Origin of the sequence: Streptomyces sp. NPDC060205 (assembly GCF_042728395.1) — a bacterium.
Classification (GTDB): Bacteria; Actinomycetota; Actinomycetes; order Streptomycetales; family Streptomycetaceae; genus Streptomyces.
This window is the reverse complement of the sequence record NZ_JBHWZP010000227.1, coordinates 1-15,202: the sequence shown is the minus strand read 5'-3', so window position 1 is coordinate 15,202 and position 15,202 is coordinate 1. Positions and strand designations below refer to the sequence as shown.

The window sequence follows — 15,202 nt, the reverse complement described above, 5'->3', positions numbered from 1 at the left end:
GGGCCCCTGCGCGCAGCAGGGGCCCTCTCCCGTTCTCTTCAGCCCGCCTCAGCGTTCCCTGCGCGGGCCGGGCGGCAGCGCCGCCGGTGTCAGGCCCGTGGCGTGCTGCCGTGCCACCGGCTGCCAGAGGGAGGTGACCGTCTGGCTCTGGTGCGTGGCCGCGTGTCCCGTCTGGTGCTGCCCGGCGACCTGCCGCATGCCGTACACGGTCGGTGTGTACGCGCCCGAGCCGTACGAGCCGCCGCTGAGCAGACCGGCGTTGTGCAGACCGGCGCTGTGCTGGCCCGACCCGTGCGGACCTGATCCGGACAGTCCCGGTGCGCCGGACAGTCCCGGTGCGTACGACCCCGGTGCGTACGACCCCGGTCCGTGCGGGCTGATCCCGAAAGCCGTGAAGCCCAGCTCCTCCTCGCCCATGCGGTCACCCGGCAGGGCCCGGAAGGTCCTGAGGTACTCCGCGTAGAGCGCGTCGTAGATCGGGGTGGCCGAAGAGCTGCCCGTGGTGTCCCGGGCCGGCCGCATGGCCGGGATCGGTGACGAGTAGGGCGGGCGGCGGGGGGTGTCGTAGGTGTACACGTACGTGCCAACGACCCCGCCGCCCTTCGGATGCGGCCGACGGCCCGCTTTCGCAGGTCACAGCGCTGCCTGACGGGTCAAGCCCCGGTGCGGGCCCGCTGCCGGTCAGGTACCGGCGAGGGGCATCGCGCTCGCCACCAGCCGCCCGCCCACCGCGGCCTTGTCCAGGGCGTCGCGCAGCAGGTCCTCGCGGGGCTGGCGGCCGATGGAGCCGACCGGGGCCGCGAACAGCAGCACCTGCTGGTGCTTGTTGGCGGCCGCCCGCCAGCTGTCGGTGACCTGGAGCGGCTGATGGGCCTGCCACCAGGCGACGGGCGAGCCGCCGCTGCTGCTGGGCTGCAGGACCGCGTGCAGCTGACCCATAGCGAGCAGCACGGACCAGCCGTGCAGCACGGGCGGCACCTCGGTGAGCTGACTGACCGGCATGAAGCCCTGCTCGATGAGGAGCGGCAGGAAGTCGTCGCCGCTTCCTCCCGTCGTGCCCGGCCGGGCGATGCGCCCGGTCGGTTCGACGACGAGTGCGGGGTGCAGTTCGCCGCCCAGCAGGATGAGTCCGCTGGTGACGCCGAGGACGGCCTGCTCGGGCAGGGCCTCGGAGGGGCGCTCGTCCCCGGTGATGGACCGGACGGCGCCCTGCAGCTGCTCCTCGGTCACCTGGACGACCTGCGAGGGCAGGCAGGTGGCGTGGGCGAACGCGAGTACGGCCGTCTCGTCGCCGATGAACAGGACGGTGCTGGTGCGCTCCTGTTCGGAGTCGCCCTGGGTGCGGCAGGACGTGCAGTCGTAACTGCCCGGGGCGTTCTCTCCGGCGAGCAGCCGGTCGGCTTCTTCGTCGCCGATCTCGGCGCGTACGTCGTCGCTGACGTCGAGCATGCGCGGCACGGGGGGCTCCTCGGGTGCGGTGCGTGTTGTGGCCGGGGGCTCCCGGTCCGTGAACCGGATGGGTTCCCGGCTCATGAAGAAGACAACGGAGGATCTGTGGCGGGGGTCACGCCCCAGAGCGAACGGAATCGAACCATCCTGCGCACACGGTGAACCCGGCGGCGGAATCCGTCACTCCACGCCAACTCCCTTGATCAGCCCGGAAGTTGTACCGGTGACGTGAATCACAGATCGCCTGGGCCGGTGGTCGACAAATCAGGAAATCCACGAATGAAGTGGGTGGCTCAAAATCGACGATACCTGAGGTAACGGCGAACTGGCCTGGAATGACAAGGAGTTGGTTGATATCGGGCCTCTCCACTCTCTACATTGCTCCGCCGTGTGCAGCGAGCACCGCTCGGGTACGTCCGCCACCCGCACCACCCGCAGCACTCCGCACCACCTTCGGCGGACGGGGCGGGTCGGGGCGACCGCGTCGAGACGCGGCGGTCCCGTACCGCCTCGGGGGACCCCGGGTCCTTCGAGAGGGAAATACATGTCCGAATGTGCCGAGAACACCCGTAAGACTCGTACGACCGCGGTTCTCGCCGGGGCGGCTCTGCTCGCCCCGCTCGGACTGCTCGCCGCGAACGGCAACGCCGTCGCGGCGGACGGTGGGGTGTGGGACCGCATCGCCCGGTGCGAGAGCGGCGGCAACTGGCACATCAACACCGGGAACGGCTACTACGGAGGGCTCCAGTTCTCCGCCGGTTCCTGGCGCGCGTACGGCGGTACGGCCTACGCGTCCACGGCCGACAAGGCCTCCAAGGCGCAGCAGATCGCTGTCGCCACGAAGGTGCAGCGTGCGCAGGGGTGGGGCGCGTGGCCCACCTGTGCGGCGCGGGCGGGGGCGTCCGGGAGTGCTCCGGCCGCGGGTGCGTCGGGCTCGACCGGCAAGGTCGCGCCGTCCAAGCCGTCCAAGCCGTCCAAGTCGGCGAAGGCGCCGGAGCGGTCGGCGGGGCACACCGGGCGCGGCTCGTCGCGTGGTGGCTACACCGTTCGCAGTGGTGACACGTTGAGTGGTGTCGCGGCGCGGTACGGGACGACGTGGCAGCGCCTGTATGCCGCGAATCGGGCCGTCATCGGCGGGGATCCCGATGTCATCGTGCCTGGACAGCGGCTGAGGGTGTGACGGTGTGAGGGTCTGAGGATCTGCGGTCGGCTGCGGGTCCGGTGGGGGCGGGCCGCGCAGTTCCCCGCGCCCCTCAAGAACGGGGCTGCGCCCCTGTCTTTGCCCCTTCAGGGGTGCGGGGAACTGCGCGCTCAGCCCTCACCGGACCCGTAGGCGAGAACGCACGCGGGCCCCGGGGCCCATGCGGTCGGCCGACCGGGTGGGCCCCCGGTCACCACCCGCGCGGCTCGGCCAGGGCCGCCGCACCCCCACCTAGCGTGGCCCGATGTCGATCAAGCGCATGCGGTACGCGGCCGTCGTCGTCGCGGTTCTTGCCCTGCCGGTGCCCGCGGAGGCGGCGGCACCACCGACCCCGGCGTCCGGCCCCGCGACGGCGGACCGGGCGCCGTACACCTGTGCGAAGGACCGGTGGCCGTGGGGCTGCGTCGCGAAGTGCGAGAGCTCCGGCCGCTGGAACGCGAACACCGGGAACGGCTTCTACGGAGGGCTGCAGTTCTGGCAGCCCACCTGGCAGGCGTTCGGCGGCCTGGCCTACGCGCGGCGGGCCGATCTGGCCACGCGCGACGAACAGATCGAGGTCGCGGAAGAGGTGCTGCGCGTCCAGGGCTGGAAGGCGTGGCCCGTCTGCTCCAAGAGGTACGGGCTCACGGGGCGCGCGCATGTGGTGAGGCCGGGGGAGAGCCTGTCGTCGATCGCCCGGTCGTATCGCGTCAAGGGCGGGTGGAAGGCGCTCTACAAGCTCAACCGGCAGCTGGTCGGAGCGCGTCCGGACCGCCTGAACGTCGGCACGATGCTGAGGCTTCCGAAGGGGGCGGGCCCGGGACGGCGGCTCACTGCCCCGGCGGGAGGAGGAGGCAGACCGGCGCCCGCCGCGAGCCGCCCGAACAGCCCGAGCACACCGACTCCGTCGGTCCCCTCTGCCCAGCCGGTCCAGCCGGTCCAGCCGGTCCCCTCGGCCGTCCCCTCCGTGCCGGTCATGTCGGCCTCGCCGGTCCTGGTGGATCCGTCGCCGCGGACGTCCCCGGCCCCATCCCTGTCCCCGGCCCCATCCGTGTCCCCGACTCCGTCGCCTCGCCGCTGAACACGACCGCGCCGCGCCGGAGTTCGTACACGAGGGTCGTGCCGGTGCACAGGACGGGCGGCAGGCGCTGTTCGGCCACGACCACGCAGGCGTCGAGGCCGCGCAGCAGCCCGTACGTGCGGGCCGCGACCGTCGGGGACATGCCCTGTGCGGGCTCGTCGACGAGGACCACGCGCGCGCGTGCCAGCAGGGCGCGGGAGAGGGCGAGCATGCGCTGTTCGCCGCCGGAGAGCGTGCCCGCTCTGCGGGGCAGCAGGGTGCCGAGCCGGGGGTAGGCGTCGAGGGCGGGCGAGAAGGGGCGTCCGGAGGCGGCCAGTTCGAGGTTCTCGCGGACCGTGAGCGAGGCGAACACCGCACGGCGGTCCGGGACGAGGCACAGGCCCCGGCGGGCCCGTTCGTACGCGGGCAGGCGCGTGACGTCGGCGCCGTCCCAGACCACGGCGCCGTGGGACAGGGGCAGGGTGCCCGCCAGGGCGCGGAGCGCGGTCGTCCGGCCCGAGCCGTTGCGGCCGAGCAGGACGGTGACGCCGCGGGCGGGCGCGTGGAGGGTGACACCGTGCAGGGCCTCCAGCGGGCCGTAGCGCACGCGCGCGTGGCGCAGCGAGATCCCGGCCGCGCTCATCGGCCGGACCTGCCCGGCTCGCCGTACCCGGCAGGCCCTTCGAGTACGTGGTCGGCGGGGCCGGAGGCGACGACGCGGCCCGCGGTCATGACGTGCACGAGGTCGGCGAGGCCGGCGACCAGGTCGAGATCGTGTTCGACGACGAGGAGGGCCGTTCCGTCGGCGGCGAGCGCGCGCAGCACGCGGGCCAGTGCGGTCACCTCGCCCGTGTCGAGGCCGGCGGCGGGTTCGTCGAGCAGCAGGACGCGTGGGCTCGCCGCGAGGGCCCGGGCGAGTTCGACCCGGCGCAGGGTTCCGGTGGGCAGGTCCGCCGCCGGCAGCGTCCGTACGGCTCCGTCGAGCCCGAGCAGCCGCAGGGCCCGTTCCGCCGCTCCGGTGTCCGCGGAGCGGCCCTGTTCGGCGCCCACGCGGACGTTCTCGGCCACGGTCAGGGACGGGAAGACGGCCAGCTGCTGGAAGGTACGGGCGATGCCGAGCCGTGTCCGTGCGTGGGCGGGCAGCCGGGTGATGTCCCGTTCCCCGAGCGCGACCCGGCCCGACACCGGTCGGACGGTTCCGGCGAGGCAGTGGAACAGGGTGCTCTTCCCGGCCCCGTTGGGCCCGACGACCGCGGTGATCCGGCCGGACGGAAGATCGAGGTCGACCCCGTCCAGAGCGGTGAACCCGTCGTAGGCGACGCGCAGGGCCCGGGCCCGCAGCACGGGCGGACCGGGCGCCACGAGTCCGCCCCGGGTGCGCGGGGACCCCGTCCCATGCGCACGACCGCGCCTCCCCGCACCGGCCCCACCGGCCCCCGCGGTACCACCGGAGCCGCCCGCGCCGCCCGAGGGCGCCGTCGCGGGCGGCACCGAGGGACTGCGCGGACCAGGGACCCGCCCGGGCCCGGCCCGTTCCGCCGCCCCGGTCCCGGGGCGGGCCGGTCCCGGGGGGTGCTCGTCCCGGTCGGGGCTGGGGACTTGGCGCCCGCCAGGCCCGGCGGGCGGGGCGTCGGTGGGTCCTGTGGAGGTTTCCGTGTCGGGTACGGGTGGCGCCTCCGACGGTGTGTGCCGGCCGGGACCGGTTTGTTCCGCCGCCCCGGCCCTGGGGCGGGCCGGTCCCGGGGTGTGCTCGTCCCGGTCGGGGCCGGGGACTTGGCGCCCGCCAGGCCCGGCGGGCGGGGCGTCGGTGGGTCCTGTGGAGGTTTCCGTGCCCGGTACCGGCGGCGCCTCCGACGGCGTGCGCCGGCCGGGACCGGTCCGCTCCGCCGCGTGGGCGGTCGGCGGAGCCGCCCCGGGGCGGAGGGTCCCCGGTGCCGCCGGGCCCGGGGCAGCCGTGCCGTGCTCGCCGCGCACCGGGTCGGGCGCCGCACGGCCGCCGCGCCCGGCCTCCCCCTCCCGCCGACCCGGCTCCGGTGCGGGCGGCGTCCCCGAAGGCCTGTCCTGGCCGCGCCCGGCCCGTTTCGCGGTGCCGGACGGCCACCGTGTACCGGATCCGTCCGTACCGGATCCGTCTGTACCGGATCCGTCCGTGCCGGACACGACCGGCGGCATCGGTCGTCGCACCAGCGGTCGCCCGGCCGCGCGGAAGCGCAGCGTGTCCGTGTTCGGGGAGTCGGACGTCCCCGCCGCAGGCCGGGCGCTCCCTGCCGGGGGCGCTCCCACGACGGGCGCCGCACCCCCCGGCCCCTGGGACGCGCCCAAGTCCCGTACCCGCATCCGCGCCCGCACCGCTTGCCTCACCTCGGTCCCCAGCGGGGTCAGCCTCACCTGTCCGCGCAGGCGCAGGCGGTCGGCAGCCGTGCGCAGGGCCTCGTACGGGCCGCCGGGGAAGCGGCCCACCAGGACCGCCAAAATGCCGATCGTCGCCGCCGCCACCCCGCCCCGGGTGCCCGCGTCGAGGCCGACCAGGAGGGCCGCCGCGAGCAGCGCGCCCAGGACGCTGTCGGCGCCGAGCACCACGATCGCGGCGAACCACAGCAGCCCGCGGACCGGGTCGTACTGCGCCGGGTCGAAGGCGCGCACACCCATGCCGAGCATGCCGCCGCCCAGCGCGGCCAGTGCCGCGCCCGCCACGAAGGCCGTGAGTTTCAGTGCCGGGACGCGGACGCCCGCCGCCGACGCGCCCGCCTCGTGGTCCCGCATCGCGGCCAGCGCCCGGCCCGTACGGCCCCGGCGCAGCAGGTGGGCGGCCCACAACGCGCCCGCGAGGAGGACGAGTTCCAGCGCGTAGTACGCGCGGTCGCCCTCGAAGCCCGCTGGACGGCCCAGGGACAGGCCCGAGGTCGCGTACGGCTGGGCGAAGACGAAGCGGCTGACGCCGACGCCCACCGCGAAGGTCGCCAGCGCGAGGGCCAGGCCGTGGCGGCTGATGGCCGGCCCGCCCGTCAGCAGGCCCAGGGGCGCCACCAGCAGCACGGCGGCCATGAGCGCGGCCGGTTCCGGGAGCTCGGGCAGCCCCGGGAAGCGGCCCGCCGCCAGCAGCGCCGTGAAGAGGGCGCCCAGACCCGCGTACGCCGCCTGGCCCAGGGAGATCTGGCCGCCGCGGCCCGTGACCACGACGAGGGAGAGCAGGATGACGCCCAGCGCCGGTACCTGGACCGCCGTGCGCAGGTCCGTGCCCGCGAAGCCCAGTGGGAGGAGGAACAGGACCACGGCAACGATCCACGCGCCCGGCGGGGTCGGTACCCGGGCCGTCGCCGTGCGCGGCAGGGCGTCCCGGCCGCCGATGCCCGGCAGCACCAGCGCGGCGACCAGGAGGGCGACGACGAAGAGGTTCGCGCCGACCGCCTGGAGGAGGGGTTCGAGGCGCCCGCCGGGATGCAGCCGGGTCAGCTGGCTCTGCGCGACGCCGATGCCCAGGGCCACCGCGACCGCCACCGGCAGGCTGCGCATCCGGGCGGCCACCGCGACCGCCACCACCTCCATCACCAGCAGGGGCAGGCCGTACGGGTCCAGGCGTACGTACGGAGCCAGCAATACCCCCGTCAGGCCCGCGGTGAACGAGCCGAACGCCCAGCCCGCCGCGGCCACCCGGTCCGCGTCCACGCCCGTCAGCGCGGCGAGCGAACGGTCGTCAACGACGGCCCGCAGCCGGCGGCCGAAGCGGGTCCGGCGGATCACCGCCCCCACACCCGCGGCCAGGACGAGCGTCACCGCCAACTGCCCCCAGGGGTCCGCGGAGACGAGCGTCGGCGCGTCCGAGCGCGCGCCCGGGCCCCAGACGAGCGCCGCCCCGCCGACGAGCAGGACGAACACGCCGATCGACGCGACGAGGGTCTGCGCGGGGTCGCCGCCCAGGACGGCCAGGGGGCGGAAGACGAATCGTTCCAGCGCCACCCCGATCGCCGGGGCCACCACGAGCAGGGTGAGCGGGGCGGCGAGCGCGAGCGGCCACTCCCACGCGACGGTGAGCTGGCGCAGCAGATAGGCGCACACCATCGCGATGGCGCCGTGCGCGAAGTTGAGGACGCCGGTCGCCCGGTGCGTGACGACCAGTCCGATCCCGGTGAGCGCGGCGGCGCTGCCCACGGAGAGCCCGGCGAGCGTGAGGTCGTACGTCAGTGACGACATCGGCGACGACATCAGCCGGCCGCCGCCCCGGACGACGGGCCGTCCGAGGAGGCGTCCGAGGAGGCGTCGGGGGGAGCGTCCGGCGGGTCGTGCGAGGCCGTGGGTTCGCAGATCGGGCAGGGGGCGAGGTCGCCGCCCGCGAGGACCCGGGAGTCGACCGGCAGCGCCTCGGGCTTCCCGGCGACGAGCGGACAGTCCGCGCGGTGCCACAGCGTGCCGCCCGGCACCATCAGCAGCTCCCCGCCGACCGCCACGGGCGCGGGGGCCGTCCCGTCCGCGGCGGCGTCATCGGGGTCGGCCGCGACCAGGAGCCCGTACAACTCCTCGACGCGGGCGGCCGCGAGGGCGTTCCCGCCGTGCGTGAGGAGGACCGCCGCGGCGATGATCAGGGCCGCTCCGGGCACCGTGCAGGACGCGAGGTACGGCAGCTGCCGTTCCGCGTACCGCTCGCCGGAGATCCCGTACCAGCCGAGGACGCACAGCACCGCGCCTGTGGCGAGCGCCGCCCACCCGGCCCAGAGGACGGGACGCACATTCCGCAGTCGAGCAGTCCGCATGGGGGCTCCACGTGATGTGTCCGGCTGTCTTCCAAGTCCGCCGACGGACTTGCACTATGCCTTCTGGAAGCTGTCCCTGAAAGCTCCGGGCGCGCACGGCCCGGACCGACACCCGGTGGTGGGCCAGATGGTTCTCGGGAGTGATCTCAGGCGGGGTACGGGCCGTGGGCTGGCGGTGGCGGTGCTCCTTCTCGCCCCGGCCCTCACGGCGTGCGGCGACGACAGCGGTGGGGACGACACGGATCCGCCCTCGCCCTCCGCGGAACGGACCTCGAAGGCCGAACCGGGTCCGAGCGCGAGCGCGCCGGACGACCCGGCGGCGGCCGAGAAGGAGATCAAGGAGAACTGGAAGAAGTTCTTCGACCCCGCCGTCCCCACGAAGGACAAACAGGCCGTCCTGGAGAACGGCGACGCGATGGGCGCGGTCCTGAAGAGCTTCAGCGGCGACGAGCGCGGCGGGCAGGTCGAGGCGACGGTCGGCAAGGTCGCCTTCACCTCGCCGACCGACGCGGACGTCACGTACACGCTCACCCTGAAGGGCGCCACGGTCATGCCGGACGCCGCCGGGACCTCCGTCGAACAGGACGGCACCTGGAAGGTGTCGGTCAGGACGCTGTGCGGTCTGGTCACGCTGAGCGGCAATGCCTCGCCGGGGCCGGGCTGCTGAATCCGCTGCCGTGGGCCTGCTGTTCCTGCTGCTCCTGGCGGGCACGGCCTGCGGCAGCCGCCTCCCGGAGAGCGACTTCGAGAACCGGCCCGACCGCACACCCGCCCGCACCACCGCGGAGCCGATCCGCGTGGGCATCGTCACGAGCGCCACCAGCCCGGTCGGCGGCGACGCCTTCACGGGGCCGCGCGACGGCGCGAAGGCCTGGTTCGACGCCCTGAACGCGCGCGGCGGCATCGCGGGACGCAGGGTCGAGGTCCGCACGTGCGACGACGGCGGCAGCGGCGTCGGCAACAACGAGTGCGTGCACCGGCTCGTCGACGAGGACGAGGTGGTGGCGCTGGTCGCCACCTCCGCCCTCGACTACGCGGGCGCCTCCCGGGTGTCCCACGCGCGCGTGCCCGACATCGGCGGACAGCCCATCGGCGCGGCCTACGACACCTGGCCGCACCTCTACGGGATCTACGGCAGCCTCGCGCCACGGAACGGAAAGCCCGGCTGGGACGGCGAGCTGTACGGCGGCACCGAGATCTACCGCTGGTTCAAGGAGAGACAGGGCGCGCGTACGGCGGCCGTCGTCTCGTACAACCAGCCCGCGTCGGCGGCGTACGCCCGGCTCGTGGTCCGCGGACTGAAGGCCGAGGGGTACGAGGTCGTCACCGAGCAGGTCGACTTCGCGCTGCCCAACTTCCGTGCCGCGGCGGCCGATCTGAAGGAGCGGGGCGCCGACCTGGTCTTCGACGCCATCGACACCTACGGCAACGCCCGGCTGTGCCAGGCGATGGACGACGTCGGCGCGGAGGTCCTCGCCAAGGTCACCAACGTGCAGAACTGGACGTCCACCGTCCGCGAGGACTACAAGAAGGCCCCGCGCTGCCGCAACACCCTGTGGGCGACGGGCGCGAGCCGCAACTACGAGGACACCGGCCACGAGGCCGTACGGGAGTTCCGGGACGGCACCAAGGCGCTGAAGACCCGCTCCCAGTGGCAGCTGGAGGGCTGGGCCGCCGCGATGTGGTTCACGGACGCGGCCCGCTCCTGCGCGAAGAAGGGCGTCACGCGCGCGTGCGTCGACCGCTTCATGGCCGCCGGGAAGCCGTACACCGCGCGGGGGCTGCTGCTGCCGGTCCGGTTCGCGCACCTGCCCGAACCGCCCAGGACGCGCAGGACCTGTCTGTCGGTGGCCCGCTGGGAGGACGCCCGCGGATGGGTGAGCCAGGGGGACATGGACCACGACTGCTACGACGTCCCGCAGCTCTCCTACAAGCCCTGATGCACGAGAGCCCCGAAAGGTTCCCTCATCTCGTTACCGATGGCGCAACTGTTCGGGAACAGAGTGATAAGCAAGCCCAACCATCGCATCCGTACCCAGGTCTAACCCTCTGGTAGCTGGACGAGCCGGAGATACGGGGACGCATGCAGATTTCCTTCCTCATACACAACGCCTACGGAATCGGTGGGACGATCCGGACGACGTACAACCTTGCGAACACCCTGGCCGAACAGCACGACGTGGAGATCGTCTCCGTCCTCCGCCACCGCGAGGAGCCGGTCTTCGCACGGAACCCGCGCGTGCGCCTGCGCCACCTCGTGGATCTGCGCAAGGGCGGCCCCGGATACGAGGGCGACGACCCTGACTACCGGAAACCTGCCCGGGTCTTCCCGAAGGGAGAGATCCGCTACGAGCAGTACAGCGCCCTGACCGACCGCCGTATCGCCGAGCATCTCTCCACGACCGACGCCGATGTCGTGGTCGGCACCCGCCCCGGCCTGAACGTGCACCTGGCCCGCGAGACCAGGCGCGGCCCGGCCCGTGTCGGCCAGGAGCACCTCACCCTCGACAGCCACTCCGTCGGACTGCGCACGGAACTGCGCGGCGCCTACCCCCGCCTGGACGCGGTCACCACGACCACCGAGGCGGACGCCGCCGCGTACCGCACGAAGATGCGGCTGCCCGGCGTGCACGTCGAGGCCGTGCCCAACTCGGTGCCCGCGCCCGGCATAGAGCCCGCCGACGGCACCGGCAAATGGGTCGTCGCGGCCGGCCGGCTCGCCCCGGTCAAGCGGTACGACCTGCTGATCAGGGCCTTCGACCTGGTGCGCGCCGAGCGGCCCGACTGGCGCCTGCGGATCTACGGCAGCGGGAAACAGAAGGACAAGCTGCGCCACCTCATCGACGAACTGGGCCTCTACAACCACGTGTTGCTGATGGGAGCGGCCAACCCCATCGAGCCGGAGTGGGCCAAGGGCTCCATCGCCGCCGTCACCTCCAGCCTCGAATCGTTCGGCATGACCATCGTCGAGGCCATGCGCTGCGGCCTGCCCGTCGTCTCCACCGACTGCCCGCACGGCCCGGGGGAGATCATCGACAACGGCGTGGACGGACGCCTCGTACAGGTCGGGAACGTCCAGGCCATCGCGGGCGGCCTGCTCGAACTCATCAACGACGACGCACTGCGCCGGCAGATGGCGGACGCGGCGCTCAAGGACTCCGAGCGCTTCGACCCGTCCCGGATCGCCGAACGCTACGAATCGGTCTTCAGCGGTCTCGTCTCGCGGGGCGGCACCTCGAAGATCGGCCGGGTGCGCGGCTCACTGCACCGCACCCGAGGGGCCCTGCTCGGCAGCGCGTACGCCGTGCGGGACGCCGGACTGACCGTATTCGGGAAGGAGCGTTCCGCATGATGACGCTGGCTCCGCAGACCGCGCAGACACCCGCCGACGAGGACGCCGCCATGCCACCGCGTGCCGACTGCCTCGCCGACTCCGCGGGCGGCCTCACCTTCGACATGGCCGAGACCGGCGAGAGCGGGGACACCCACCTCGTACTGATCCACCGCGACGGCCTCCAGGAGGTCCGGCTGCCGCTCGCCCCGGCCGCCGACGGACGGCTGCGCGCCGCGCTGCCCAGCTTCGTCGAACTGCCCGAGGGCCGCTGGGACGCCTTCGCGCAGACCGGCGACGGCGAGCCGCAGCGCCTCACCCCTGGTCTCAACGACCTGCGCTCGCTCGTCGACCGGGTGCCGAGCGGGGCGCGCGGCCATGTCGCCGTCCGTATCCCGTACGCGACCAAGCACGGCAACCTCTCCGTGCGCAGCTGGCTGCGCGCCCCGCACGCGGAGGCCGGCGAACTGCACATAGGCGAGGACGGCCTCGGCGTCCACGGCCGGGTGTACGGGGTCGCGCTCACCCCGGACGCGTACGCCGAACTGGCCGGCCGCGGGGAGACACAGCCCGGGGCGCGGATCGGGGTCCACCGGGACCAGGCGCTGTTCCGCTTCACCGTGGACTACGGCGGACTGCCCGAGGGCGTGTGGGACCTGTGGCTGCGCCCGGCGGGGGAGAGCGGGCCGCGGGTACGGATCGCGCGGCTGCTCGACGACATCGCCGACAAGAAGCCCATCTTCACGTACCCGAAGGTCACGGTGGAGACGCAGGACGGCCCCGTGGCGGCCGGACCGTACTACACGGGCGACAACGACCTCTCGGTGGCCGTCACGGCGGCAGCAGGCTAGGCCGCGCCCCGAAGGGGCGCGGGGAACTGCGCGCCCGGCCACGACGCGCCCGCGGCCGACGCGGACACGGTCAGTACTGCTCGGGGCCGGCCCCAGGCCGCTCCTGGCCGAAGCGGATCTGCGGGCTGTCCTCCTGGCCGGAGCGCGTCTGGGGCGGGGTGATCGCCGCGAACCGCGGATGGTGCAGGTCGAACGCCGGCGACTCGGAACGGATCCTGGGCAGCGTGGTGAAGTTGTGCCGCGGCGGCGGGCACGAGGTCGCCCACTCCAGTGAGCGTCCGAAGCCCCAGGGGTCGTCGGCGTCGACCGGCACGCCGTACCTGGACGTCTTCCAGACGTTGTAGAGGAACGGCAGCGTCGACATGCCCAGCAGGAACGCGCCGATCGACGAGATGGTGTTGAGCGCGGTGAACCCGTCGGCGGCCAGATAGTCGGCGTAGCGGCGCGGCATACCCTCCGCGCCCAGCCAGTGCTGCACCAGGAACGTGGTGTGGAAGCCCACGAAGAGCGTCCAGAAGTGCAGCTTGCCGAGCCGTTCGTCGAGCATCTTGCCGGTGAACTTGGGCCACCAGAAGTAGAAGCCGCCGAAGGTCGCGAACACGACGGTGCCGAACACCACGTAGTGGAAGTGCGCCACCACGAAGTACGTGTCCGTGACGTGGAAGTCCAGCGGCGGCGAGGCCAGGATCACCCCGGTGAGGCCGCCGAACAGGAACGACACCAGAAAGCCCGTAGCCCAGAGCATGGGTGTCTCGAAGGACAGCGAGCCCTTGAGCATGGTCCCGGTCCAGTTGAAGAACTTCACACCCGTGGGCACCGCGATCAGGAACGACACGAACGAGAAGAACGGCAGCAGCACCGCGCCCGTCGCGAACATGTGATGGGCCCACACGACAACGGACAGACCGGTGATGGCCATCGTGGCGCCGACCAGCGTCAGATAGCCGAAGATCGGCTTCCGGCTGAAGACCGGGATGATCTCCGTGATGATCCCGAAGAACGGCAGCGCGATGATGTAGACCTCGGGATGGCCGAAGAACCAGAAGAGGTGCTGCCACAGCAGCGCCCCGCCGTTCGCCGAGGCGAAGACCTGCGAGCCGAACCTCCGGTCCGCCTCAAGGACCAGGAGCGCGGCGGCGAGCACCGGGAACGCCAGCAGGATCAGGATCGACGTGAACAGCGTGTTCCATGTGAAGATCGGCATCCGGAACATCGTCATGCCCGGGGCGCGCATCCCGATGATCGTCGTCAGGAAGTTCACCGCGCCGAGGATCGTGCCGAAGCCGGCCAGCGCGAGCCCCATGATCCACATGTCGGCGCCGATACCGGGGGAGCGCTCCATGCTGTTCAGCGGCGCGTACGCGAACCAGCCGAAGTTGGCGGGCCCGCCGGGCACCAGCAGCGAGCCCAGCACGATCAGCCCGCCGAAGAGGAACAGCCAGTACGACAGCATGTTCAGCCGGGGGAAGGCGACGTCGGGCGCGCCGATCTGCAGCGGCATGATCTCGTTGGCGAAACCGGCGAAGGTCGGCGTCGCGAAGAGCAGCAGCATGATCGTGCCGTGCATCGTGAACATCTGGTTGAACGTGTTGTTGCCGATGATCTGCGTACCGGGCCGGGCCAGCTCGGCCCGCATCAGCAGCGCCATCAGACCGCCGACCAGGAAGAAGGCGAACGAGGTGATCAGGTAGAGGTGGCCGATCTTCTTGTGGTCGGTGGTCGTCAGCCAGTCCACGACCAGCCGTCCCGGCCGCTTCACCGGTACGGGCCGTACCGCCGCCTGTGCGGTGTCCGTCCCCATCGCCGCCCCCTCGCTCGTCGCGTCCCGGGCCTCCTGAAGCTCACGCCATGATGCTCGCGTGACACCGCGCTCCGACAGGGGGCGTACGGGGGCTCTGTGCCCGGACCGTGTATTTCCTGTGGCGGGCCAACTTCCTTGCGGGGCCGCACAATCGGAAAGGAAAGGCAGGGAAACCGGTCCGGATACCCGCTTTTGGCCGCGGTATTCGGGGCGGCTTCGGAGATAGTCCCGAGGGCCGCGGAATTACGTGCGAAGGCGGGCGGAAAACGTGCGGAACCGCCCGTTCGTGTGACGGCTCGCTGCGTAACCGCCGATGTCCGCGGGGGCGGAACGGGTGTGGTTGTCCTGTGACAGAAGCGTGACCGAAGGAGGACCGGTGACTGATGGTGGCGGGGCCGGGGTTCCGTGTCCGCGCGGGGGCGCCTAACGTGGCGGCATGGCACCGATTCCCACTCCGCCCGCGGAGCCCTCCGACACTCCGGACGCGTACGTCGGCCTCGACGTGGGGGGTGCGGAGCGGCAGGCCCGGGCGCGTGGGTGGTCGACCGTGCGGTCGTTGCCGCCGGGGGCGATCATCACGATGGAGTACTTGTCCGGACGCCTGAACTTCGAGGTCACGGAGGGCCGGGTCACGCGCTGCTGGAAGGGGTGACCTGGTCCGGTACGGCGTGTGCGGGCCGGTGGGGGCTGAGCGCGCAGTTCCCCACGCCCCTAAAGCGCCCCTGACGGGGCAAAAGCTGGGGCGCAGCCCCGCTTTTGAGGGGCGCGGGGAACTGCGCGGC

The 15,202-nt window shown here is 72.9% G+C and carries 13 protein-coding genes; 7 read left to right on the top strand and 6 right to left on the bottom strand.

From position 1 onward, the window contains the following. Positions 1–48: 48 nt before the first annotated feature. Positions 49–522 (bottom strand): hypothetical protein, encoded by a 474-nt coding sequence (locus tag ACFWGJ_RS30910; RefSeq protein ID WP_387331287.1) that lies wholly within the window; start codon positions 520–522, stop codon positions 49–51. A 159-nt stretch (positions 523–681) separates the two neighbouring features. Continuing rightward, entirely contained in the window at positions 682–1,458 is a 777-nt protein-coding gene (locus tag ACFWGJ_RS30905) for a hypothetical protein (protein WP_387331285.1), read from the bottom strand. 535 nt (positions 1,459–1,993) lie between these two features. Here ACFWGJ_RS30905 and ACFWGJ_RS30900 point away from each other — a divergent pair. Together ACFWGJ_RS30900 and ACFWGJ_RS30895 are read left to right on the top strand one after the other, a co-directional pair. After that, positions 1,994–2,629: a transglycosylase family protein gene (locus ACFWGJ_RS30900; protein ID WP_387331283.1), complete on the top strand. Its 636-nt coding sequence runs from the start codon at positions 1,994–1,996 to the stop codon at positions 2,627–2,629. Positions 2,630–2,894: 265 nt separating this feature from the next. Next, complete coding sequence (locus tag ACFWGJ_RS30895) at positions 2,895–3,710, top strand: transglycosylase family protein (protein ID WP_387331281.1); 816 nt, start codon at positions 2,895–2,897, stop codon at positions 3,708–3,710. On the opposite strand, the gene ACFWGJ_RS30890 is transcribed toward ACFWGJ_RS30895, so the two are convergent. The 3 genes from ACFWGJ_RS30890 to ACFWGJ_RS30880 are packed head-to-tail and all read right to left on the bottom strand — an operon-like array spanning position 3,604 to position 8,437. Further along, complete coding sequence (locus ACFWGJ_RS30890) at positions 3,604–4,332, bottom strand: ATP-binding cassette domain-containing protein (protein WP_387331279.1); 729 nt, start codon at positions 4,330–4,332, stop codon at positions 3,604–3,606. The genes ACFWGJ_RS30895 and ACFWGJ_RS30890 overlap by 107 nt on opposite strands. Then, the gene (locus ACFWGJ_RS30885; protein WP_387331277.1) at positions 4,329–7,880 is read right to left on the bottom strand and encodes an ATP-binding cassette domain-containing protein; all 3,552 of its coding nucleotides are present in this window, start codon (positions 7,878–7,880) and stop codon (positions 4,329–4,331) included. The genes ACFWGJ_RS30890 and ACFWGJ_RS30885 overlap by 4 nt, the downstream gene beginning before the upstream one ends. Before the next feature lie 11 nt (positions 7,881–7,891). Further along, entirely contained in the window at positions 7,892–8,437 is a 546-nt protein-coding gene (locus ACFWGJ_RS30880; protein ID WP_387331275.1) for a hypothetical protein, read from the bottom strand. A gap of 127 nt (positions 8,438–8,564) precedes the next feature. Between ACFWGJ_RS30880 and ACFWGJ_RS30875 the strand changes: the two genes are divergently transcribed. From ACFWGJ_RS30875 to ACFWGJ_RS30860, 4 genes are all read left to right on the top strand, one after another. After that, positions 8,565–9,104 (top strand): hypothetical protein, encoded by a 540-nt coding sequence (locus ACFWGJ_RS30875; RefSeq protein WP_387331273.1) that lies wholly within the window; start codon positions 8,565–8,567, stop codon positions 9,102–9,104. Then, complete coding sequence (locus ACFWGJ_RS30870; RefSeq protein ID WP_387331271.1) at positions 9,079–10,377, top strand: ABC transporter substrate-binding protein; 1,299 nt, start codon at positions 9,079–9,081, stop codon at positions 10,375–10,377. Before ACFWGJ_RS30875 ends, ACFWGJ_RS30870 begins: the two co-directional genes overlap by 26 nt. A gap of 143 nt (positions 10,378–10,520) precedes the next feature. After that, positions 10,521–11,789: a glycosyltransferase family 4 protein gene (locus ACFWGJ_RS30865; protein ID WP_387331269.1), complete on the top strand. Its 1,269-nt coding sequence runs from the start codon at positions 10,521–10,523 to the stop codon at positions 11,787–11,789. Beyond that, entirely contained in the window at positions 11,786–12,619 is an 834-nt protein-coding gene (locus tag ACFWGJ_RS30860; protein ID WP_387331267.1) for a hypothetical protein, read from the top strand. Before ACFWGJ_RS30865 ends, ACFWGJ_RS30860 begins: the two co-directional genes overlap by 4 nt. 70 nt (positions 12,620–12,689) lie before the next feature. Here ACFWGJ_RS30860 and ctaD read toward each other — a convergent pair whose 3' ends face one another. Next, complete coding sequence (ctaD, locus tag ACFWGJ_RS30855) at positions 12,690–14,420, bottom strand: cytochrome c oxidase subunit I (protein ID WP_387331265.1); 1,731 nt, start codon at positions 14,418–14,420, stop codon at positions 12,690–12,692. 436 nt (positions 14,421–14,856) lie between these two features. Between ctaD and ACFWGJ_RS30850 the strand changes: the two genes are divergently transcribed. Beyond that, positions 14,857–15,072, top strand: coding sequence for an I78 family peptidase inhibitor (locus ACFWGJ_RS30850; protein ID WP_387331263.1), 216 nt, complete (start codon positions 14,857–14,859; stop codon positions 15,070–15,072). Positions 15,073–15,202 lie beyond the last annotated feature (130 nt).

What these genes read in the sequence shown, in the direction of transcription:
- ACFWGJ_RS30910 (WP_387331287.1), bottom strand. Translation starts at nt 522, where the DNA reads ATGCGGCCGGCCCGGGACACCACGGGCAGCTCTTCGGCCACCCCGATC.
- ACFWGJ_RS30900 (WP_387331283.1), top strand. Translation starts at nt 1,994, where the DNA reads ATGTCCGAATGTGCCGAGAACACCCGTAAGACTCGTACGACCGCGGTT.
- ACFWGJ_RS30895 (WP_387331281.1), top strand. Translation starts at nt 2,895, where the DNA reads ATGTCGATCAAGCGCATGCGGTACGCGGCCGTCGTCGTCGCGGTTCTT.
- ACFWGJ_RS30890 (WP_387331279.1), bottom strand. Translation starts at nt 4,332, where the DNA reads ATGAGCGCGGCCGGGATCTCGCTGCGCCACGCGCGCGTGCGCTACGGC.
- ACFWGJ_RS30885 (WP_387331277.1), bottom strand. Translation starts at nt 7,880, where the DNA reads ATGTCGTCACTGACGTACGACCTCACGCTCGCCGGGCTCTCCGTGGGC.
- ACFWGJ_RS30880 (WP_387331275.1), bottom strand. Translation starts at nt 8,437, where the DNA reads ATGCGGACTGCTCGACTGCGGAATGTGCGTCCCGTCCTCTGGGCCGGG.
- ACFWGJ_RS30875 (WP_387331273.1), top strand. Translation starts at nt 8,565, where the DNA reads ATGGTTCTCGGGAGTGATCTCAGGCGGGGTACGGGCCGTGGGCTGGCG.
- ACFWGJ_RS30870 (WP_387331271.1), top strand. Translation starts at nt 9,079, where the DNA reads ATGCCTCGCCGGGGCCGGGCTGCTGAATCCGCTGCCGTGGGCCTGCTG.
- ACFWGJ_RS30865 (WP_387331269.1), top strand. Translation starts at nt 10,521, where the DNA reads ATGCAGATTTCCTTCCTCATACACAACGCCTACGGAATCGGTGGGACG.
- ACFWGJ_RS30860 (WP_387331267.1), top strand. Translation starts at nt 11,786, where the DNA reads ATGATGACGCTGGCTCCGCAGACCGCGCAGACACCCGCCGACGAGGAC.
- ctaD (WP_387331265.1), bottom strand. Translation starts at nt 14,420, where the DNA reads ATGGGGACGGACACCGCACAGGCGGCGGTACGGCCCGTACCGGTGAAG.
- ACFWGJ_RS30850 (WP_387331263.1), top strand. Translation starts at nt 14,857, where the DNA reads ATGGCACCGATTCCCACTCCGCCCGCGGAGCCCTCCGACACTCCGGAC.